The organism is Pseudomonas sp. LBUM1656, assembly GCF_059716065.1.
The window spans coordinates 3,607,225-3,626,876 of sequence record NZ_CP166800.1; the positions used below are offsets into that span (position 1 = coordinate 3,607,225).

At 59.3% G+C, this 19,652-nt stretch carries 21 protein-coding genes; 10 read left to right on the plus strand and 11 right to left on the minus strand.

The genetic code is table 11. The features are described 5' to 3' along the window. Positions 1-11 precede the first annotated feature (11 nt). On the plus strand, positions 12-1,394 hold the full coding sequence (gene lpdA, locus ACA072_RS16205) for a dihydrolipoyl dehydrogenase (protein WP_497618968.1): 1,383 nt from the start codon (positions 12-14) through the stop codon (positions 1,392-1,394). A gap of 234 nt (positions 1,395-1,628) precedes the next feature. Beyond that, positions 1,629-2,648, plus strand: a complete 1,020-nt coding sequence (locus ACA072_RS16210) for a branched-chain amino acid aminotransferase (protein WP_109630208.1) — start codon at positions 1,629-1,631, stop codon at positions 2,646-2,648. Positions 2,649-2,700: 52 nt separating this feature from the next. Here ACA072_RS16210 and ACA072_RS16215 read toward each other — a convergent pair whose 3' ends face one another. The 3 genes from ACA072_RS16215 to ACA072_RS16225 all read right to left on the minus strand — a co-directional run bounded on the left by ACA072_RS16215 (position 2,701) and on the right by ACA072_RS16225 (position 5,584). After that, entirely contained in the window at positions 2,701-3,537 is an 837-nt protein-coding gene (locus tag ACA072_RS16215; protein ID WP_497618969.1) for a TIGR03915 family putative DNA repair protein, read from the minus strand. Next, the gene (locus ACA072_RS16220; RefSeq protein WP_497618971.1) at positions 3,534-4,754 is read right to left on the minus strand and encodes a putative DNA modification/repair radical SAM protein; all 1,221 of its coding nucleotides are present in this window, start codon (positions 4,752-4,754) and stop codon (positions 3,534-3,536) included. The genes ACA072_RS16215 and ACA072_RS16220 overlap by 4 nt, the downstream gene beginning before the upstream one ends. 80 nt (positions 4,755-4,834) lie before the next feature. Further along, entirely contained in the window at positions 4,835-5,584 is a 750-nt protein-coding gene (locus ACA072_RS16225; protein ID WP_497618973.1) for an ArsR/SmtB family transcription factor, read from the minus strand. An 82-nt stretch (positions 5,585-5,666) separates the two neighbouring features. Here ACA072_RS16225 and ACA072_RS16230 point away from each other — a divergent pair, with 82 nt between their 5' ends. Next, complete coding sequence (locus ACA072_RS16230) at positions 5,667-6,776, plus strand: cytochrome P450 (protein ID WP_497618975.1); 1,110 nt, start codon at positions 5,667-5,669, stop codon at positions 6,774-6,776. Between the two features lie 147 nt (positions 6,777-6,923). Here the strand turns inward: ACA072_RS16230 and ACA072_RS16235 are convergent, their stop codons facing one another. Next, positions 6,924-7,814 (minus strand): LysR substrate-binding domain-containing protein, encoded by an 891-nt coding sequence (locus ACA072_RS16235; protein ID WP_497618977.1) that lies wholly within the window; start codon positions 7,812-7,814, stop codon positions 6,924-6,926. A 116-nt stretch (positions 7,815-7,930) separates the two neighbouring features. Between ACA072_RS16235 and ACA072_RS16240 the strand changes: the two genes are divergently transcribed. Continuing rightward, on the plus strand, positions 7,931-8,962 hold the full coding sequence (locus ACA072_RS16240; protein ID WP_497618979.1) for a D-cysteine desulfhydrase family protein: 1,032 nt from the start codon (positions 7,931-7,933) through the stop codon (positions 8,960-8,962). Positions 8,963-9,097: 135 nt separating this feature from the next. Further along, positions 9,098-9,445, plus strand: coding sequence for a pyocin S6 family toxin immunity protein (locus tag ACA072_RS16245; protein ID WP_497618981.1), 348 nt, complete (start codon positions 9,098-9,100; stop codon positions 9,443-9,445). 72 nt (positions 9,446-9,517) lie between these two features. Here ACA072_RS16245 and ACA072_RS16250 read toward each other — a convergent pair whose 3' ends face one another. The 3 genes from ACA072_RS16250 to ACA072_RS16260 all read right to left on the minus strand — a co-directional run bounded on the left by ACA072_RS16250 (position 9,518) and on the right by ACA072_RS16260 (position 10,889). Then, on the minus strand, positions 9,518-9,856 hold the full coding sequence (locus ACA072_RS16250) for an FKBP-type peptidyl-prolyl cis-trans isomerase (RefSeq protein WP_497618983.1): 339 nt from the start codon (positions 9,854-9,856) through the stop codon (positions 9,518-9,520). Between the two features lie 138 nt (positions 9,857-9,994). Beyond that, positions 9,995-10,480 carry a hypothetical protein gene (locus ACA072_RS16255; protein WP_497618984.1) on the minus strand — a complete coding sequence of 162 codons (486 nt, stop codon included), beginning with the start codon at positions 10,478-10,480 and terminating at the stop codon, positions 9,995-9,997. A gap of 100 nt (positions 10,481-10,580) precedes the next feature. Beyond that, entirely contained in the window at positions 10,581-10,889 is a 309-nt protein-coding gene (locus ACA072_RS16260; RefSeq protein ID WP_497618986.1) for an RcnB family protein, read from the minus strand. Between the two features lie 149 nt (positions 10,890-11,038). Between ACA072_RS16260 and ACA072_RS16265 the strand changes: the two genes are divergently transcribed. Together ACA072_RS16265 and ACA072_RS16270 are read left to right on the plus strand one after the other, a co-directional pair. Next, positions 11,039-11,644 (plus strand): DJ-1/PfpI family protein, encoded by a 606-nt coding sequence (locus ACA072_RS16265; RefSeq protein ID WP_497618988.1) that lies wholly within the window; start codon positions 11,039-11,041, stop codon positions 11,642-11,644. Positions 11,645-11,861: 217 nt separating this feature from the next. Beyond that, a complete protein-coding gene (locus ACA072_RS16270) occupies positions 11,862-13,673 on the plus strand; it encodes a monovalent cation:proton antiporter-2 (CPA2) family protein (protein ID WP_497618990.1) in 1,812 nt (603 codons plus the stop codon). A 132-nt stretch (positions 13,674-13,805) separates the two neighbouring features. On the opposite strand, the gene ACA072_RS16275 is transcribed toward ACA072_RS16270, so the two are convergent. Continuing rightward, positions 13,806-14,243: a DUF3995 domain-containing protein gene (locus ACA072_RS16275; RefSeq protein WP_497618992.1), complete on the minus strand. Its 438-nt coding sequence runs from the start codon at positions 14,241-14,243 to the stop codon at positions 13,806-13,808. Between the two features lie 95 nt (positions 14,244-14,338). On the opposite strand from ACA072_RS16275, the gene ACA072_RS16280 reads away from it, so the two are divergent. Together ACA072_RS16280 and ACA072_RS16285 are read left to right on the plus strand one after the other, a co-directional pair. Next, positions 14,339-14,725 (plus strand): DUF2946 domain-containing protein, encoded by a 387-nt coding sequence (locus ACA072_RS16280; RefSeq protein ID WP_497618994.1) that lies wholly within the window; start codon positions 14,339-14,341, stop codon positions 14,723-14,725. Between the two features lie 88 nt (positions 14,726-14,813). Further along, positions 14,814-16,946, plus strand: a complete 2,133-nt coding sequence (locus ACA072_RS16285; RefSeq protein ID WP_497618996.1) for a TonB-dependent receptor — start codon at positions 14,814-14,816, stop codon at positions 16,944-16,946. Between the two features lie 110 nt (positions 16,947-17,056). On the opposite strand, the gene ACA072_RS16290 is transcribed toward ACA072_RS16285, so the two are convergent. From ACA072_RS16290 to ACA072_RS16300, 3 genes are all read right to left on the minus strand, one after another. Then, positions 17,057-18,073, minus strand: a complete 1,017-nt coding sequence (locus ACA072_RS16290; RefSeq protein ID WP_497618998.1) for an ABC transporter substrate-binding protein — start codon at positions 18,071-18,073, stop codon at positions 17,057-17,059. A 118-nt stretch (positions 18,074-18,191) separates the two neighbouring features. Next, a complete protein-coding gene (locus ACA072_RS16295; protein ID WP_497619000.1) occupies positions 18,192-18,395 on the minus strand; it encodes a hypothetical protein in 204 nt (67 codons plus the stop codon). Beyond that, a complete protein-coding gene (locus ACA072_RS16300; protein WP_109629923.1) occupies positions 18,395-18,865 on the minus strand; it encodes a hypothetical protein in 471 nt (156 codons plus the stop codon). Before ACA072_RS16300 ends, ACA072_RS16295 begins: the two co-directional genes overlap by 1 nt. A 409-nt stretch (positions 18,866-19,274) precedes the next feature. Here ACA072_RS16300 and ACA072_RS16305 point away from each other — a divergent pair, with 409 nt between their 5' ends. Beyond that, on the plus strand, positions 19,275-19,523 hold the full coding sequence (locus tag ACA072_RS16305) for a hypothetical protein (protein WP_497619002.1): 249 nt from the start codon (positions 19,275-19,277) through the stop codon (positions 19,521-19,523). Positions 19,524-19,652 lie beyond the last annotated feature (129 nt).

Here is a 19,652-nt window from a genome sequence, read left to right on the forward strand (position 1 = left end):
CTGGAGCAGGCATGCAAACTTTGAACACCACGCTGCTGATCATCGGCGGCGGCCCTGGCGGTTACGTGACGGCGATTCGTGCCGGCCAGCTGGGCATCTCGACCATTCTGGTGGAAGGCGAATCACTGGGCGGTACGTGCCTGAACATCGGCTGCATTCCGTCGAAGGCACTGATTCACGTCGCTGAACAGTTCCACCAGACGCAACACCACAGCCAACACTCGGCTCTGGGCATTAGCGTGTCCGCGCCTACCCTCAACATCAGCAAGAGCGTCGAGTGGAAGGACGGCATCGTCGATCGCCTGACCACCGGCGTCGCGGCGCTGTTGAAAAAGAACAAAGTCCAGGTCATTCAAGGCTGGGCGAAAGTGATCGACGGCAAAACCGTTGATGTCGGCGACACGCGGATCCAGTGCGAGCACCTGGTGCTGGCGACCGGTTCGAAAAGCGTGAACCTGCCGATGCTGCCGATTGGCGGGCCGATCATCTCCTCCACCGAAGCCTTGGCGCCGACGTCCGTGCCGAAACGGCTGGTCGTGGTCGGTGGCGGTTACATCGGTCTGGAGCTGGGGATTGCCTATCGCAAGCTCGGCGCTGACGTGAGCGTGGTCGAGGCGCAAGAGCGCATTCTGCCGGCCTACGATGCCGAACTGACCCAGCCGGTACACGACGAACTGAAAAAACTCGGCGTGAAGCTTTACTTGAAACACAGCGTCCAAGACTTTGATTCTGCTAGCAATACACTGCAAGTTCTGGAGCCGGGTGGCGATACCCTGAACCTGGAGACCGATCAGGTGCTGGTGGCCGTCGGTCGCAAGCCGAACACCCAAGGCTGGAACCTTGAAGCGCTGAATCTGGACATGAACGGATCGGCGATCAAGATCGACAACCGTTGCCAGACCAGCATGCGCAATGTGTACGCCATCGGCGACCTGAGCGGCGAACCAATGCTCGCGCACCGAGCCATGGCTCAGGGCGAGATGGTTGCCGAACTGATCAGCGGCAAGTCCCGCGAGTTCAACCCGACCGCCATCGCTGCCGTGTGCTTCACCGACCCGGAACTGGTGGTCGTCGGCCAGACCCCGGACGACGTCAAGGCTGCGGGCCTGGACTGTATCGTTTCCAGCTTCCCGTTCGCGGCCAATGGCCGGGCGATGACGCTGGAGTCGAAAAGCGGCTTCGTGCGCGTCGTCGCACGGCGCGACAATCATGTGATTGTCGGCTGGCAAGCGGTGGGCGTGGGCGTTTCGGAGTTGTCGACGGCGTTCGGGCAGAGCCTGGAAATGGGCGCGCGGCTGGAAGACATCGCCGGCACCATCCATGCGCATCCGACGTTGGGCGAAGCGGTGCAGGAAGCCGCGTTGCGCGCTCTTGGCCATGCACTGCACCTCTAAAACATACGCATGATCGTTCCCACGCTCCGCGTGGGAATGCCTCACCGGACGCTCTGCGTCCGCTTTAGGGACGCGGAGCGTCCCGGGCTGCATTCCCACGCGGAGCGTGGGAACGATCAAAGGAACGAATTGCGGGCTGCGAATTGGGCCCGGAATGAAGTATTGTTGTCCCCATCCAGAAAAACGTCAGAAGCCTTGAACCGTTTCGGCGGTTGTTAAGTGATAGAGGGTGTCATGGGTAACGAAAGCATCAATTGGGACAAGTTGGGTTTTGACTACATCAAGACAGACAAGCGCTATCTGTCGCACTGGCGTAATGGCGAGTGGGACACAGGCACCCTGACCGAAGACAACGTGCTGCACATCAGCGAAGGCTCCACTGCCCTTCACTATGGCCAGCAATGCTTCGAGGGCCTTAAGGCCTATCGTTGCAAGGACGGTTCGATCAACCTGTTCCGCCCGGATCAGAACGCCGCACGCATGCAACGCAGCTGCGCCCGCCTGCTGATGCCGCAGGTGTCCACCGAGCAGTTCGTCGAAGCGTGCAAGGAAGTGGTTCGTGCCAACGAGCGTTTCATCCCGCCTTACGGCACCGGCGGCGCGCTGTACCTGCGTCCGTTCGTGATCGGCGTGGGTGACAACATCGGCGTGCGTACCGCCCCCGAGTTCATCTTCTCGATCTTCGCCATTCCGGTCGGCGCCTACTTCAAGGGCGGCCTGACCCCGCACAACTTCCTGATCTCCAGCTACGACCGCGCCGCCCCACAAGGCACCGGTGCAGCCAAAGTCGGTGGCAACTACGCGGCCAGCCTGATGCCAGGTTCCCAGGCCAAGAAAGCCCACTTCGCCGATTGCATCTACCTGGACCCGATGACCCACACCAAAATCGAAGAAGTCGGCTCGGCCAACTTCTTCGGGATCACCCACGACAACAAGTTCGTCACGCCGAACTCGCCGTCGGTACTGCCGGGCATCACCCGTCTTTCGTTGATCGAACTGGCCAAATCCCGTCTGGGTCTGGAAGTGGTTGAAGGTGACGTGTTCATCGACAAGCTGTCTGACTTCAAGGAAGCCGGCGCTTGCGGCACCGCTGCCGTAATCACGCCGATCGGCGGCATCAGCTACAACGATCACCTGCACGTGTTCCACAGCGAAACCGAAGTCGGCCCGGTCACCCAGAAGCTCTACAAAGAGTTGACCGGTGTACAGACGGGTGACGTCGAAGCGCCAGCGGGCTGGATCGTCAAGGTTTGATCTGACCCGGCTGCATCGAAGCCCTCCACCGCATTGGCGATGGGGGGCTTTTTTATGAACGACGTTCGCCTTCTCCCCGCGCAATACGTTTGCCTCCCCTGCCCTTGATTCCGCTCGCCTGGCCGTCCTGTTGCTTACCCGTGCGGGCCTGGGTGATCAGCCCCGGAATCAGCGCGCCTTCAGGCAGGTTTTTCCAGAACCGGGCCGGTAGATGCCCTTGCATGACTTTCGGGTTCAGTCGCGCCGGATTGAAGATGTGGCTGTAGTAGGTCAGCCACATGTCACTGTGCGGGTCGTCGACGTTTTGTGCCAGTTGCTGCCATTCAATCGGGCACTGCCGTTGGTGGATCAACTGCTCACCGTCGTAGTAGACGCCATCCCTGGGTGTCGCGATCAACCAGCGATGCCGGCCCATGCGCCCGACAAAATGCTCACTGGCACTGTGCAGGATGTCGTGGGCCGGTTCATGCCAGGCAACATATTGCGGCCCCTCACCTTCAGGCATCGCGACAAAGCGCACAAATGCATGTAAATGATGAGCTTCACGCTGTACCTGTTTGATTCTTCTATGAAATTCACTGCCAATCATGTCACCGGCCAGCATCGCGGTGTGGTCACCATGACTGACCCGCCACAGCACTTCGTACAACAGACTCCAACGTTGATCGCCCCGATATCGGGCGGCGCGCTCAAGGGTTTCCAGTAGCGTTCGCGGTATCCGCGCCTGAAATGGGCCTTGGGTTTGGGGTGGCGCATCGTCACTGGCGAACAGATCGGGCACGCCTTCACTGGCCCAGCTCACGCGGCTCGGGTCCACCTCGTGACTGAGCAGCCAACGTGCCTGCTGACGCCAGGTGTCGAACAGGTCGTCGCAATCCAGACTGATCATCCCCATAACCCCATTTGTTGCGGCTGTGGCCGGTCGCGCAATTGCTGATACAGCAAATGGCTGGTGGCCTCGGCCTGCTGCGGGTGGTAGTCGCTGGTAATGAAAAACGGCTTGGCCTTGGCCAGCACACAGCGCATTCGGGCCAGGTCTTCGTAGCGAATGCGTCGCTGACGGCGCAATTCCACCAGCCGCTCGGTGGTGCGCAGGCCGATACCGGGAATGCGCGCGATCAACGCTGCATCGGCGCGATTGAGGTCCAGCGGGAAGACCTCGCGATTCTCCAGCGCCCACGCCAGCTTCGGGTCGATGTCGAGCGCCAAGTGCCCCGGCCCTTTGAACAACTCGCCAGCGGTGAAGCCATAGCTGCGCAACAGGAAGTCCGCTTGGTACAAGCGGTGCTCGCGCATCAGTGGCGGCGCGGCCAGCGGCACGCTTTTCGGGCTGTTGGGGATCGGGCTGAATGCCGAGTAATAAACCCGACGCAAACTGAAGTTGCCGTACAGCGCCTGGGCGCTGTGGAGAATGGTGCTGTCATCGGTGTCATCGGCACCGACGATCATTTGCGTGCTCTGCCCGGCCGGGGCGAATTTTGGCGCGCGCGGCTCGTTGAGGACGGTTTGGACACCGGTGTAGATGGTCTGCATCGCTTGCTTGATCGAACCCAGCTGTTTCTCCGGGGCCAGGGTTTGCAGGCTGGCGTCGGTGGGCAGTTCAATGTTCACACTCAAGCGATCGGCATAGCGCCCCGCCTCCTCGATCAGCGCCGGATCAGCTTCGGGAATGGTCTTGAGGTGGATGTAACCCCGGAATTCGTGGTCTTCACGCAGCAACTTCGCTACGCGGATCAGTTGCTCCATGGTGTAGTCCGCCGAGCGAATAATCCCGGAACTGAGAAACAGCCCACTGACGCAATTGCGCCGGTAGAAATCCATGGTCAGCGTCACCACCTCTTCCGGCGTGAAGCGTGCGCGAGGCACGTCACTGGAACGTCGATTGACGCAATACTGGCAGTCGTAAAGACAGAAGTTGGTCAGCAGCACCTTCAGCAACGAAACACAGCGCCCGTCCGGCGTGTAGCTGTGGCAAATGCCCATGCCGTCGGTCGAGCCCAAGCCGCTCTTGCCCTCGGAACTGCGCTTCGGCGCGCCGCTGCTGGCGCAAGACGCGTCGTACTTGGCGGCGTCGGCGAGAATGCTGAGCTTGTCGATGAGTTCCATGGGTCACGCCTTTTACTGTGTGGATATACAGTATAGGGTCGACCTCCAAGGCACAAGCCATCAACGAACCCTTGGTCGGGTCAGATCACCTCATGCGCAGGCAAAGGTTGGCGCTGTGCCCGGACAAGCTGCACGTCTGGCAGCGACAGGTCGAACCGTGCACCAAGCTCCTTACGCCCCAATGCGGTCAACCCCAGCGCCCGGCTGTCGAGATCCTGAGTCACCCATTTGCGCTGGATCGCGGTTTGCAGCAACGCCGCCCCCAGCGAACCACCCAAATGGGGTCGACGCATGCTCCAGTCCAGGCACGGACAAGCAAAGCGGCGGCGCAAGGTGTTCAGGTCGCTGACTTCGATACCCAGCCCTTGCATCAACGCCTCACCGCTGTCGCTCAGGCGATAAACCTGATCATCGGTTTCCAGCAACCAGCCTTTTTCCAGCATTCGGTCATGCAGCAGCACCGCCAGCGTCCCCGCCATATGGTCGTAGCAGGTGCGGGCAAATTGCAGGCGATCCGGCGTTCGCGAGTTGAAGGTCGGCGCGGTGTTCTGGCCGATCACCATCAGCGCTTCCAGCGCTTGGGCTACGCGCCTGTCCGCGAGGCTGTAATAGCGATGGCGGCCTTGCACGTGCAAACGCAGCAGCGCCAGCTCCTTGAGCTTGGCCAGGTGCGCGCTGGCGGTGGAGGCGCTGACTTCGGCAATCGCCGCCAGCTCGGTGCTGGTGCGGGCGTGGCCGTCCATCAGCGAACAGAGGATTTTCGTCCGGGCCGGTTCCGCAATCGCTGCGGCCACTTGAGAGACGCCGATGTCGTGTTGTTCAACGTTCATATTTCGCTCCCGGACGAATCAAGGCCCTTTCGAACTGGAGATAGTAGCAACACTTCTCCCACTCAGAACAAGGCTGCGACCCATGGACCCGATCATCGCTGCGACTCATGCCGATCCTTATCCCTATTACGCCAGGCTGCGCGCAGAGGGTGGGCTGGTGTTTCACCAAGGACTGAAACTGTGGGTGGCGAGCAGCGCCCAAGCCGTTGCGTCGGTGCTGGCGCATCCGGATTGTCATGTTCGACCGGCCGCTGAGCCGGTGCCCAAAGCGATTGCCGACGGCATGGCCGGCAAGGTGTTTGGGCAATTGATGCGGATGAATGAGGGCGAACGTCAGCGTTGCCCCAGGTCGACGATTCAACCGGGGCTGGCCCTGATTGATGCGGACGAGGTCAACGCGCTGGTGAGCGCGCGGTTGCTCACCCCGGACGCCGATGGGTTGTACAACGCCATGTTTCGCGGGCCGGTTTGTGTGGTGGCGGCGTTGCTGGGGTTCTCGCCGGCTCAGGGTCGGGCGATCAGCGGGCTGACGGCGGACTTTGTCGCGTGTCTGTCGCCGCTCAGTGATCAGGCACAACTGACGGCGTCCCATGCAGCGGCGGAACAGTTGAGGGGCTATTTCATTGAGTTACTGGATGATCCGGACAACAGAAGCGCGCTGCTAGCCGGGATTCGCTCACGCTTCGCCGGCGACACTGAAACGCTGAATGCCAATCTGATCGGGCTGTTCTCCCAGACGTATGAAGCCACCGCCGGGATGATTGGAAACGCATTAGTGGCGTTGATTCGAAACCCGTTACTGCGCGATTCGCTGCGCGTTGATCACTTGATCGCTGAAATTCAGCGCTTTGACCCATCGGTGCAAAACACCCGCCGGTTTGTCTCGTCACCGTGCGAAATCGAGGGTGTAAACCTCAATTCAGGCGATGTGATTCTGGTGCTGCTGGCTTCGGCCAACCGGGACCCGCAACTCAATGACAGTCCCGACGCCTTTACTCTGGATCGCCCGCATCGGCGCAGTTTTACGTTTGGTGCGGGGCGACATCAATGTCCGGGGCAGATATTGGCGCTAAGCATTGCCGGTGCCACGTTGAGCGAGATTCTGCTGCATCAACCTGGGCTGGATCGATTCATCTGGAAGTATCGGCCTTCATTGAACGGGCGTATTCCGGTCTTTAGCGATTTGCCGTGAGACCGCGTCATCGTTCATCGTCGGAACGCCGCCCGGAGCAGGCTCGCTCTCACAGGGAATATGCGTCGAATACAAAGGTAATGTACGACTCAGATCCCATGTGGGAGTGAGCCTGCTCGCGATGGCGTCATAACAAACGACGTACCGCTACCCTGTCACCCCCAGTCGATTTGCTACAAAGTCGACAAAAGCTTGCAACTTGGGCAGCGATTTTCTGGAACGCGGATACACCATCTGCACCGGTTTGGGCGGCGGAACATAGGCATCCATGATCCTGACCAGTTCCCCTTTGGCCAACGCCGCCGACACCAAAAAGTCAGGCTGCATCAAAATCCCCTCGCCGGCCACGGCTGCCTGCAACAGCACCTGACCGTCATTGCTCTTCAGCACCGCGCCTTCAGGCCAGGGCACTTCACTGGCGCCGTTTCTCAGCGGCCAGGCAAACCGGTTGTTCCAGGACGTGTGGGTGAGAATTCTGTGTCGGTGCAGGTCTTCGGGACACTGGGGCTCCTGCCATTTCTCCAGATACCGCGGTGAGGCGCAGATCACCATTCGATACGGCGGCAACGGCGTGGCCAGCAGGTTGACGCCGATCAGTTCGGAGATCCTGAACGCCAGGTCGAATGACGTCTCGTACAAGTCCACCACTTCATTGCTCAGAATCAACTCAACCTGGATCTGCGGGTAGCGCTGCATGAATTCGGCCACCAGAGGCCCGACCAGAGAAACGCCGAGACTCATCGACGCGGTGATTCGCAACAGGCCGCTGGGCTCAGGGCCGGACGCTTCCACCCGACTGAACGCGTACTTCACCTGCTCCAGCGCCAATTTGGCTTCCTGGTAAAACAAGCGCCCCTCGCCGGTGATGGATTGTCGGCGGGTGGTGCGTTGAATCAGCTGGGTATTGAGGGTTTTCTCCAGGCTTTGGATATGCCGCCCAACCATGACCGCCGACATGCCGATTGCATTGGCAGCATCGGCGAAGCTGCCCGCCTCGACGACCGCGACGAAGACTTCCATTTGCCTGAGTTTGCTCATCACCCTGCCTTGCATTCGATACATCAGGTTAAAGGAGTAATAACCGGCGATGCGTTTATCACCCGGGACTTTGTCCCTAGAGTCACTTTAATAAAGTGCATAACGAGGCGCCATCGATGCAAACCCTACTGGACACGTCACTGAATTCTTTTGCGCGGGCCAACCTGTTGCAAGGCCCCACGCCGATTCAGCGGGCCGAACGCCTGGAACAGCTGCTGGGTTTGAAGGCGCAAGGCATCGGCCTGTTTCTCAAGCGCGATGATCACATGTTGATCGGCGGTGGCGGCAACAAACTGCGCAAACTCGAATTCCATCTTGGCGCGGCGCTCGCTACCGGGGTCGATACGGTCATCACCATCGGCGGTCTGCAGTCCAACCATGCGCGCCTGACCGCCGCTGTGTGTGCCCGCCTGGGCATTGCCTGCGAATTGATTTTGACCCGGTCTGTGCCCAAATCCGAAGTGGATTACGAACTTAACGGAAACGTCCTGCTCGACCAGTTGTTCGGCGCTGAAACACGGGTGCTTGCCGCAGGCAGCGACTCGCTTGCCGAAGCCGAGAAACGCGCCGCGCAGCTTCGGGAGGCCGGGCGCACGGTTTTGGTAATACCGACCGGGGGCTCAACGCCGCTGGGCAGTCTCGGTTACGCACGCTGCGCAGCAGAGATCGCGCAGCAGGAAACGGAACTCGACCTCATTTTTAACCAGGTGATCGTGCCCAATGGCAGCGCTGGCACCCACGCCGGGCTAGCTGCAGGGTTCCAGTTGCTGGATCGAGGGACGTCGATCGTCAAGTCGTATTCGGTCTTGTCTGACCGGGACACTTCGGTGGACAGGACCGTTAATTTGACTCAGGAGGCACTGAAGTTGCTGGGTAGCAGCGCCGTCGTTCAGGCTTCAGAGATTGTCATTGATGGCAGTCAACTGGGCGCGGGTTACGGCTTGCCGACACCCGCCATGTTGGACGCGGTGCGCCTGATGGCTCGTGCTGAAGGTTTGTTGATTGATCCGGTATATTCCGGGAAAGCGTTTGCCGGATTGCTGGGTGATCTCAGGCAGGGACGTTTTCAGCGCGGTGACAATGTGCTGTTTGTGATGACCGGGGGAACGCCGGGATTGTATGCGTACAGGGAGACGTTTCAGGTCTGAGAAGGCCCGCACCGCAACAAGTAGCAAGCAGAATCTTTTTCAACAACAACTCAACATTCAGAAAATGCCTACATCCATTTAATGCCCATTGAGATAGCGTCCGCATCGCTTACAAAAGTTGAAACAAGGACGCTCATGGCTAGCAAAACAAACATACCTCCGATTCAAAACCCGTCGTCAGGCGACGGGCACCTCGCCCGTAACACTCAGCAGGACTATCCGGGCAAAAATCAGGAGGCCCATTATGTTTTTTGGATCAGTGGATTTTCAAAAGGTGATCAAGAGGGTGACGTCTTAAAGTACGAACTGACCGTTCTGCCTGAGTTTGAACCCGCAATGATGCGTGTACTCGGCTGGAAAAACCTTGAAGAAAGCACCTACGGGGACTGTTTACTGACCGCCGAGCAAATCCGACAAATCACCATGGCAATCGATGTGCCGCTACCGACTGACCTGGACCTCTTCATAGGGGTGCGGGAGTAGTGGCGAAACCTGTTTGATTGCGGCGAGGGGCTTGCTCCCTCGCCGCATATGCCATTTCAGCCCACGCGCCAATCAATCATCCCGCGTCAGCACTTCCAGCAATTCAATCTCAAAAATCAGGTTCGAATTCGGCGTAATCTTGCCCATCGTCCGCTCGCCATACGCCAAATGCGCCGGCACTAGCAATTTGCGCTTGCCACCGACCTGCATGCCCATAATTCCCTGATCCCAGCCCTTGATCACCCTTCCCGTACCAATCACGCACTGGAAAGGTTTGCCACGGCTGTAGGAAGAATCGAATTCGGTGCCGTCTTCCAGCCAGCCGCGATATTGGGTGGTGATCAGCGCGCCTTTGACGGCGGCTTTGCCGTCGCCGATTTCAAGATCGATTACCTGCAATTCATCATTCATCACGTTCACTCTATTGTTCTCTCACCCGACAGGGCCCAATGGGCGCCGTTTTCCCAGAAATGTGCGCCATTGGCAACTCATTCGGTACGGTTTTCAGAATTAACGTCAACTAAGATAAGCAACACCAAGGCACACGGGTCAATACGACACGATGGCACTGCGCTCAACCGGTTGCCCGTAAGGAATGCCGTTGAAGCTATGGGTGCAGCAGTTGCAGAAAGTGGTCATGTTCTCGGCAGTCAACTCAGGCGCGACCATTGCGAGCAGGCCTTGATCATCGACGAACAAACCGCTGAAGTAGCTGGCCTCACCTGTCCTGACGTAATCCTCCTGTTCACTTTCACGCAATGCAACCACCCAGAAAACAGGCTCAGGTCGATCAAGCCTGGCAACCGCCTCACTGAAAACTTCGTCCCAACGCTCACCGACTCTGGACAGTAAAAACTTGTACAGCGGCGTGTAATCGTACCCATACCGACGGGTTCCATGCATCGAACCGCGCAGTGCATCGCTGCTCATTTCCGCTTTTGCATGGCGTTGATGGCGGTATTCACCCGTGTGATCGTTGTGCCGAACACCCCACGTGCGAGTATTGACCTTACGGTAGAGAGGTTTCTTTCCCAACGGATAACTCCTGACATCCAGTCAACCAAATCGCCGCCGATCTTTACCGGAGCAGCGGACGTTTTCAATCAGCCTTCCTTGGCCAATTGTTGCTGGCGGCCTAACGCTCGATCGGCGTGATGTCCACAATCGTCCCGTTGGTAACCATCACCATCATGTACTTGTCATTGATCTGCACCCACTGCGCCTGTTCCTTCGGTGCTTTCAGGCCTTTCGCTTTCCAGTTGCCGATCGCTTTTTCACTGCGCTGGTATATGTCCGGGGCGCGGTCGCCGACCACCAGTTGGCGGACGTTGTTGACCCCAGGCTGAACGGTTTTTGCGGGGGGATCATCCGCCTGAACGATGGGGCTGATGCCGGCAAAGCCTGCGACGAGGGCAAGGCTGGCGATAAGGGTCTTGTTGTTCATCGATGAACCTCCAGTAATTTCGTGGCACCTGAACTCCGACTGCGCCCGTGTGGAATCATTCCTTACTGTTGCGATGATTCTGCCGCGGACTGTACGGGGAACCGGGCATTCGCCGGGCGTACGCTTGGCAAAAACCAGCAGGATTAGCCATGCACATCGCCATTCTGACCTTCGACGGTTTCAACGAACTCGACTCCCTGATTGCCTTCGGCATGCTCAGCCGGGTTTCCCTGCTGGGTGACAAGGACTGGCGCGTGAGCATCGCCTCGCCGGCGCGGCGCGTCACGTCTATGAACGGTTTGACCATCGATTCGCACATCGATCTGGCGCAAGCCTGTCGGGCTGACGCGGTGTTGGTGGGCAGCGGCAGGAAGACCCGTGAAGTGGCCGCCGACCCGGCGTTCATGGATCAGCTGCGCTTCGACTCAAGCCGTCAGTTACTGGCGGCGCAATGTTCCGGCACCTTTCTGTTGGCCAAGCTCGGGCTGCTCGGTGATGCACCGGCCTGCACCGACGCGATCAGCAAGCCGTGGGTGCAGGCGGCTGGCGTCAATGTCGTGAATCAGGCGTTCTATGCCAATGGCAATATCGCCACGGCGGGAGGGTGTCTGTCGGCGCAGTATTTGGCGGTGTGGTTGCTGGCGAGGCTCAAGAGCACTGAGGCGGCGCGGGAGGCGTTGCACAATTTCGCGCCGGTGGGTGAGAAGGAAGAGTATGTGGCTCGGGGGATGGCGCATATCGAGGCGTTTATTTAACTGAGAGGTTGCCCAATCGGCCGCCATCGCGAGCAAGCTCGCTCCCACATTTGATCGTCGTCGTATGTGAATCCTGTACTCACTGGAGAACCATTGTGGGAGCGAGCTTGCTCGCGATGGCGGCCTATCAGTCAACAATGATTTGTGTTCATGGCTGACTCATCTCGCCCCACCCTTTATCCTTGGCACTCCGCCGTACCGAGTTCTGGAGTAAGCCATGCCCCATGAAGGCAACCTGTTGCAAGCCGCTGTCGTTTTTCTGTTCGCGGCGGTGCTGACCGTGCCCTTGGCCAAACGTCTGCAGCTGGGCGCGGTGCTGGGTTATCTGTTTGCCGGGGTGATCATCGGGCCGTCTGTGCTGGGTTTGATCGGTAATCCACAAAGCGTCAGCCATATTTCCGAACTCGGCGTGGTGTTGCTGCTGTTCATCATTGGCCTGGAATTGTCGCCGCGTCGTTTGTGGGTGATGCGTAAATCGGTGTTTGGCGTGGGCCTGGCGCAGGTGTTGCTGACCGGTTCGGTGATTGGCGTGCTGGCGCTGTTTGTCTTCGGGCAGTCGTTGAACAGCGCCATCGTGCTCGGCCTCGGCCTGGCGCTGTCGTCCACCGCGTTTGGCCTGCAAAGCCTGGCCGAGCGCAAGGAGCTGACCAGCCCTCACGGGCGCCTGGCGTTCGCGATTCTGCTGTTCCAGGACATCGCCGCGATCCCGCTGATTGCCATGGTGCCGCTGCTGGCGGGCGGCGATCACACCACCACGGCGACCGAGGACCTGAATCACGGCTTGCGGGTGTTGGGCAGCATCGCCGTGGTGGTGATCGGCGGACGGTATCTGTTGCGCCCGGTGTTTCGCGTGGTGGCCAAGACCGGTTTGCCCGAGGTGTCCACGGCCACCGCGTTGCTGGTGGTGATCGGCACGGCGTGGCTGATGGACCTGGTCGGCGTGTCGATGGCGCTCGGGGCGTTCCTCGCCGGGTTGCTGCTGGCGGACTCTGAATACCGTCATGAACTGGAAGCGCAGATCGAGCCGTTCAAGGGCCTGTTGCTGGGGCTGTTCTTCATCAGCGTCGGCATGGGCGCCAACCTGAGCTTGCTGCTCAGCGCGCCGATCACGGTGCTGGGGCTGACCCTGTTGCTGATCGCAATCAAACTGCCGCTGCTGTTTGTGGTGGGCCGTTTGGCTGGGGGGTTGGGGAAAGTCAGCGCCATTCGTCTCGGCATCGTATTGGCCGCCGGTGGTGAATTTGCGTTTGTGGTGTTCAAGATCGGTCGCGACCAGGGTTTGTTCGAGCCGCGCCTGTACGATTTGCTGGTGCTGACGATCACCCTGTCCATGGCCGTCACGCCGCTGTTGCTGCTGCTCTGCGCACGCCTGTATTCGCCGAAGGTGCAGCCTGTGGTGGTGCCGGAGAAATTCCGCGACATCGACACCGACGCGCCGCGGGTGGTGATCGCCGGCATGGGCCGGATGGGGCAGATCGTGGCGCGGATCCTGCGGGCGCAGAACATCAAGTTCGTGGCGCTGGACACCTCCGTGGAAACCATCGAGTTGTCCCGCAGCTTCGGCGGCGTGCCGGTGTTCTACGGCGACCCGATGCGCCCGGAAATCCTCAGCGCGGCGAAGGTCGAGCAGGCGGAGTACTTTGTCATCGCCACCGACGACCCGGACACCAACATCAAGACCGCCGAGATCGTGCACAAGCTCTATCCGCACATCAAAATCATTGCCCGGGCACGTAACCGTCAGCATGTGCACCGCTTGGTGGACCTGGGTGCCGAGGCGATTCGCGAGACCTATTATTCGAGCCTGGAAATGAGCCGCCGCACCCTGGTCGGGCTGGGGCTGACCCAGGCGCAGGCCGATGCGCGGATCAAGCGCTTCAAGCATCACGATGAACAGGTGCTGGAGGCTCAGCATGCGGTGTATGACGATGCGGCGAAGGTGCTGCAAACCGCCCAGGAAGCCCGGGCGGAATTGGCGCGGTTGTTTGAGTCGGATCAGTTGGAGGAGCGCGAGGCGGGTAAGGTTTGAGCCTTGTGGCGGCAGATATGCCGCCATCGCGAGCAGGCTCCCACAGTTGATCTCTGTCAGACACAAAATCTGTGTTCACTGAAAATCCAATGTGGGAGCGAGCCTGCTCGCGATGGCTATTTCAGCAGCAACTCAGATCCAGGCCACAGCCAACAACCCCGCCCCCAACACCACACACAACGGCGAATAAGCCCAGGTATCGAGCCGGGCAAACTTCGAATCCTTGACTTGCTTGAAGAACCCCACCAGATTCGAATCGCCGATTGCCCGGGCAAACATCAGCATCGCAATGGCGCTGATCACCCATTGCAGCGCCCAGTGCTGCACCGCCGGCAAGTACAGGCCGACCCGCAGGCACACCAGCATCGCGATCAACAGCAATCCCACCGCGACCAGCAACGTGGCAAACCCCGACGGCTTGAACGCCGGCCTGGGTTCCCCGCCACCCTCTGGCGATATTCGCGGGACCGCCGCCTCGCTACCCAATTTGCCACCTGCCGCCCAGTACAGGTGGATCAGGCTGATCAACAGGAAGATGGCAGCCATCCCTTGCGCGATCATCAGGCTCATATTCAGACATCCAGCGTGAAATGTCGCAGCAGGATGAACCTCCTTGAACGTTTTTGTAAGGGTATTTGTCATCGACAGTGATAAAGTGCCGCTCCATGAAATTCGCCCGAACTGATCGCACATTGATGGCCTGGATGCTTTATTGCTGCGTCCTGTTCAACGTGTTCGCCTGCAGCATTGGTCACGGGCAAATGGTCGGGATGCAGCTCAACGGCATCGGCGGCCAGTTCTGTTCGGTGGATCCGGCCACCCAGGCCCCCGTCTCCCCGAACAACTCCGACGACAACTTGCCGACCCTGTCCAAGGCCTTCGGTTGCCCGCTGTGTTCCACCGGCGGCATGGGCCCGGCGCTCAACTCCAGCCTGACCCTGGCGATCCTCCCGGAGCAACACAGTCCACCCTTGGCCGTTGTTGCCAGCGCCGACCTCCCTGCCCGCTTCATCTGGCCCTCGGCCAATCCCCGCGCCCCGCCGCTCGCCTGAGTTTCTTCGCCTTTGCGATCAGCCCACTGCGCCAACGCGTGACGTTCGCCTGTGCGCTGTTTCCTAGTCAAGCATTCAGGATTCATTGATGAAACGCATTCCTTTACTGGCAAGCTTGTTCGGCTGCCTGTCTGTTAACGCCTGGGCGCAATCCACCGTCGACCTCGCACCGATTACCATTGATGGCGAAGCGTCGGCTGAGCCGGGGCTGAGCCTTGATCAATCCAGCGGCATGGCCTCGCGCCTGGGCCTGAGCGTACGGGAAACCCCGGCGTCGGTGGCGATCGCCAACCGCAACGACATCGAGCGCCACGGCGCGCAGAACTTCCAGGACGCCGCCAACACCTTGCCCGGCGTCAATGCCAGCGCACCGCCGGGGTTCGGCGGATTCGTCTCCTACCGCGGGTTCACCAGCGGCCAGATCACCCAGATGTTCAACGGCATCAACGTCTCCGGCGGCCTCGCCCGGCCGGTGGATGCGTGGGTTTATGACCGGGTGGAACTGGTGGGCGGTCCGTCGTCGCTGATCAATGGCGCGGGCTCCGTGGGCGGCTCATTGAACTACGTGACCAAACTAGCGACCCGCGAAGAGCAAGCGGTCGAAGGTCGCGTCAGCTACGGGAGTTATGACACCACCGAGACCGCGTTCGGCCTCAACCACGCGCTCAGCGAGGCCGGAGCCGATGTGCAGCACTACGCGCGGCTCGACGTCAGCCACAACACCGGCAACGGCTACATCGACCGTCAGGAACGTGATGCCTGGAGTGTCGCGTTTTCGCTGCTCAGCGACCTGACGCCCAACCTGTCCCACACCCTGGCGCTGGAATATCAGGATGAGCACGAAGACAGTCCTTACTGGGGCACACCCGTGCTCAACCCCAAGGCCGGCGAACTGAAAATCGACAAGCACAACCGCTTCAACAACTACAACGTCGAGGACGGCCGCTACGAGCAGCGCACGATCTGGGTTCGCTCGATCGTCGACTACCGGATCAACGACAGCACTACCCTGCGCAACACCCTGTACCACCTCGACAGCCAGCGCGATTACCGCAACCTGGAAACCTATCAGTACAACGCCGACAACAGCGCGGTGAACCGCTCCACGGCGTATCAGGTCCGGCATCAGGGCGAGCAGAACGGCAACCAGTTCGAGCTGCGCCACGACAACACGCTGTTTGGTCTGGACACCACCTGGTCTGGCGGTTTCGAGTACAAGGTCAACCAGACCACCAACTCGCCGTTGAACGTCAAAGGCGCGAGTACCGTCGACCCGAACAACTTTCAGCCGGGGCACTTCTATGACCTCCCCGGCACCAAACCGGGTTTTGTCAGCGACAAGACCAACGAGGTGACGACCAAAGCCCTGTTCGCCGAAAACCGCTTGGCGCTGACCGACAAACTGGCGTTGCTGACCGGCCTGCGTTACGACGACATCGACCTGGACGTGACCAATCACCGGGTCGTGACCGCCAGCAATCCACGGCACCTCAAGCGCAGTTGGGAGCCGGTGACCGGTCGGGTCGGCCTGACCTACCAGTTCATTCCCTCCGCCAACGTCTACGCGCAATACAGCACTGCCGCCGAGCAGCCCAACGGCACGCAGGATTTCGACGTGTCCACCGGCAAGCAATGGGAAGTCGGCAGCAAATTCGACTATCTGGACGGGCGCGGTTCGGCGACGGTGGCGGCGTACACAATAGAGCGAAAGGATTTCGCCGTGACCGATCCGCTGGACCCGACCCTCAGCATTCCAGTGGGTCAGCAGACGTCCAAGGGCATTGAATTGGCCAGTTCGTTGCGGATCACCGACAAGCTGTTGGCCGAGGGTAACTTCGCCTGGGTTGATGCGCAGTACGACGAGTTCACCGAGAAGAATGCCGCCGGCGTGGTGGTTTCACGCAAGGGCAACACGCCGACCAACGTGCCGGACCGGGTCGGCAACTTGTGGCTGACCTATGACTTCGCGTCGCAGTGGCAAGGCGGTGTCGATGCGCGTTATGTGGCCTCGGTATTCGCCGACAGCGCCAACACCATGACCGTGCCGTCGTACACACTGTTCGGCACGTTCCTCAGTTACAAGGTTGACCGGCACACCACCGTCACGGGCCGGGTGCGCAATTTGACGAATGAGGTGTATGCCGAGTTTGCGCATGTGTCGCCGGCGTATTACCTCGGGACACCGCGGACGTTTGAATTGGCGGTGCAGACTCGTTTTTAAAAGCAAAGGCAAAAGCTTCGCGAGCAAACCCGCTCCCACAGGTTTTTTGTGAACACACAAACCAGTGTGGGAGCGGGCTTGCTCGCGAAGGCGGCATCAGACTCACTGCATCACTTCAACTCGGCAGAGACCTTGTCCGCCACATCCTTAGGCACCCACGCCTGCCAAACATCCGGGTGTGCCTTCATGAACGCCTCCGCCGCCTGACGTGGCGGGGTGTGTTTTTCGCTCATTTCAGCCAGCGCCTTGTTCAAGGGGTCGATCGGAAAATCGACCTTGCTGAAGAAATCGGCAATCTGCGGATACTGTTTCTGGAAGGGCGTGGACACACCGATCGACAGCTTCGAGGCCAGCGAACGCGTCGGTTTCGGATTGGGGTTGTCAGCGTCGGTCAGGGTTTTCCAGGCTTCGGCATCAAACGGCGGCTCCTCCAGCTGGATCAACTTGAAGCGCCCGAGCAACGGCGTCGGTGACCAGTAATAAAACAGCACCGGCTTGCCGCGACGGATCGACGAACTGATCTCTGCATCCAGCGCCGCGCCGGAACCGCTGCGGAAATTCACGTAGCTGTCGTTCAGGCCATAGGCAGTGAGTTTCTGCTTGTTCACCACTTCCGACGTCCAGCCAATCGGGCTGTTAAGGAAGCGCCCCTTGCCCGGGCTTTCCGGATCGCTGAACACATCCTTGTACTTTGGCAGGTCACTGACACTGCGCAAACCGGGCGCCAGCGGCTTGATGCCCTTGGCCGGGTCGCCCTTGACCACATATTCCGGCACCCACCAGCCTTCAGTCGCGCCCTTGACCGTATCGCCCAGGCTCACGACTTTACCCTCGGCTTCAGCCTTGACCCAGACCGGGCTGCGACCGGCCCACTCTTCGCCAATGACCTGTATGTCATTGTTGGCCAGTGCGGTTTCCAGGGTGATGGTGGTCCCGGGCAAGGTGTCGGTCGGCAGGCCGTAGCCTTTCTCGACGATGATCCGCAGGATGTCGGTGATCAGGCTGCCACTTTCCCAGTTCAGGTCAGCGAAGTGGATCGGCGCCTGGGCAGCGGATACCGGAACGGGCGAACCCAACACACCCAACGTGGCCAGGACAACGGCCAGCAACCGTCGAAATCCTTTCATGCTTTTGCACCTCGTGCTGTTCACAGCAATAGCAGGATGGCCTGACAGAAGACCGCAAGCCTCTGAATACTCAGTCAACTGACTGTAGTAGAGGTTCCTGCTTTCGAGGGGGCATGAATTACTTTTCGGAAGTTTCCTGCAAGCGTGCCAGCTCTCTTCTTACCATGCTGGCGTATGCCGCCGGGCGTAGCGTGTAGATCTGTGACGCGACCCACATCAGCCAGCCTCCTTGCAGAACAGCCTTCTGCTCGAACAGCCGCCGGGCTTCTACTTGCGCACTGGCCTGGTTCTGTTCGTGGAAATCGGCGCGGGTCAGGGTCATTACTCGCTGGCCTTGAAGGTGACCAGTTCGCCCTTGCGCCACTTGGCGGCTTTGGCGGTCACGGCTTTCAGGGTTTTGGTCAGGCCTTCCTGCAATTGCTGGTGGGCGGCGAAAACCATCACCACGCTATGACCTTCCTTGAACACAATCGCGTGACCGTCTGCGGTGGTGACAAAGGCGTAATCGCCCAGCCCATACACCGTCAGTTTGATTTCACGGAACTTGATGTCGAGCTTGCCGCCTTCACGACTGGGCAATACCGAAGCGCTGAAATGATCACCGACCTTGAGCTTGAGCCCTGGCTTGTCATCGACCACCAGCGCTTCTTCGGTGTCGATCTCGGCAATGTAAATGCCTTCAGCGTTCTGTTCGGTGATGTAAACGAAACGTGACTGGAACTGTTTAACCAGCTTTGCGCGCAAATCACCCAGCACGAACAAAGCATGCATATCGAGATTACTTACTGCCAAGGAAACATCCCCACACTTGAAATTGATGCCGCACGCAGAAAAAGCGCACAGCAGAAAAAAGCGGCCATGCCGAAGTTTTACCGTAAGACCCGAAATGAAATCCTGAGCCGAGCAGAGTGCTCATGCCTCGCGAGGTCAATGAGATTACTGGAATACCACTCGCGCCGTCCTCTGTGAAAGTCGTCAGATGCTGAAGGAAAACGCCCTTCTTACAGCCAGAGGAAACCGGATTACCAACTTTAGGGAAAATTCTCTCTAAAAAAAGCACTTTTCTGACATATCGCCAGTAAAAAATTGCTTTAGATGAACACCATTCGCCAGCGGTGTTGGTGATTCTAGAGCAGCCATGCTCGCTGAGACTACCCAAAACGACGTACACACGTCGGCAAAACAATGAAAAGGACTTCACATGTGCACCATGACTCACTTCGCTTCCTCCCACGCAACGCGCGTAAACAGCTCCGCCCCCTTGCACCCGGCGATGTTCCAGTCCCATGAGTTGCAGCCTGAAAGCCTTCTGCTGCCGCGCTTTCAGGTGGTGCTGGCGGGTAATGCCTTCTTCCATATCAAGGAAATTTCCACGGGTCGTGTAAGAGGTTTCCGTGGCAGCCACAACGAAGCCTGCGCCCTCGCCCGCTCACTTGAGTCACGCGACTGACGTGTTCGTCCGCGCTCATGCCTATAGACGTTTCGTCACACCGGCGACTTAACTCAGCCGCCGGCAGGCAACTGCTGCCATACTGCCCGACCAATGAAATCCGTCCTCAGGACGGACGGCGTTTAATAC

Coding starts and splice junctions, on each gene's coding strand:
- lpdA (WP_497618968.1), top strand. CDS start 12: ATGCAAACTTTGAACACCACGCTGCTGATCATCGGCGGCGGCCCTGGC.
- ACA072_RS16210 (WP_109630208.1), top strand. CDS start 1,629: ATGGGTAACGAAAGCATCAATTGGGACAAGTTGGGTTTTGACTACATC.
- ACA072_RS16215 (WP_497618969.1), bottom strand. CDS start 3,537: ATGATCAGTCTGGATTGCGACGACCTGTTCGACACCTGGCGTCAGCAG.
- ACA072_RS16220 (WP_497618971.1), bottom strand. CDS start 4,754: ATGGAACTCATCGACAAGCTCAGCATTCTCGCCGACGCCGCCAAGTAC.
- ACA072_RS16225 (WP_497618973.1), bottom strand. CDS start 5,584: ATGAACGTTGAACAACACGACATCGGCGTCTCTCAAGTGGCCGCAGCG.
- ACA072_RS16230 (WP_497618975.1), top strand. CDS start 5,667: ATGGACCCGATCATCGCTGCGACTCATGCCGATCCTTATCCCTATTAC.
- ACA072_RS16235 (WP_497618977.1), bottom strand. CDS start 7,814: ATGAGCAAACTCAGGCAAATGGAAGTCTTCGTCGCGGTCGTCGAGGCG.
- ACA072_RS16240 (WP_497618979.1), top strand. CDS start 7,931: ATGCAAACCCTACTGGACACGTCACTGAATTCTTTTGCGCGGGCCAAC.
- ACA072_RS16245 (WP_497618981.1), top strand. CDS start 9,098: ATGGCTAGCAAAACAAACATACCTCCGATTCAAAACCCGTCGTCAGGC.
- ACA072_RS16250 (WP_497618983.1), bottom strand. CDS start 9,856: ATGAATGATGAATTGCAGGTAATCGATCTTGAAATCGGCGACGGCAAA.
- ACA072_RS16260 (WP_497618986.1), bottom strand. CDS start 10,889: ATGAACAACAAGACCCTTATCGCCAGCCTTGCCCTCGTCGCAGGCTTT.
- ACA072_RS16265 (WP_497618988.1), top strand. CDS start 11,039: ATGCACATCGCCATTCTGACCTTCGACGGTTTCAACGAACTCGACTCC.
- ACA072_RS16270 (WP_497618990.1), top strand. CDS start 11,862: ATGCCCCATGAAGGCAACCTGTTGCAAGCCGCTGTCGTTTTTCTGTTC.
- ACA072_RS16275 (WP_497618992.1), bottom strand. CDS start 14,243: ATGAGCCTGATGATCGCGCAAGGGATGGCTGCCATCTTCCTGTTGATC.
- ACA072_RS16280 (WP_497618994.1), top strand. CDS start 14,339: ATGAAATTCGCCCGAACTGATCGCACATTGATGGCCTGGATGCTTTAT.
- ACA072_RS16285 (WP_497618996.1), top strand. CDS start 14,814: ATGAAACGCATTCCTTTACTGGCAAGCTTGTTCGGCTGCCTGTCTGTT.
- ACA072_RS16290 (WP_497618998.1), bottom strand. CDS start 18,073: ATGAAAGGATTTCGACGGTTGCTGGCCGTTGTCCTGGCCACGTTGGGT.
- ACA072_RS16295 (WP_497619000.1), bottom strand. CDS start 18,395: ATGACCCTGACCCGCGCCGATTTCCACGAACAGAACCAGGCCAGTGCG.
- ACA072_RS16305 (WP_497619002.1), top strand. CDS start 19,275: ATGTGCACCATGACTCACTTCGCTTCCTCCCACGCAACGCGCGTAAAC.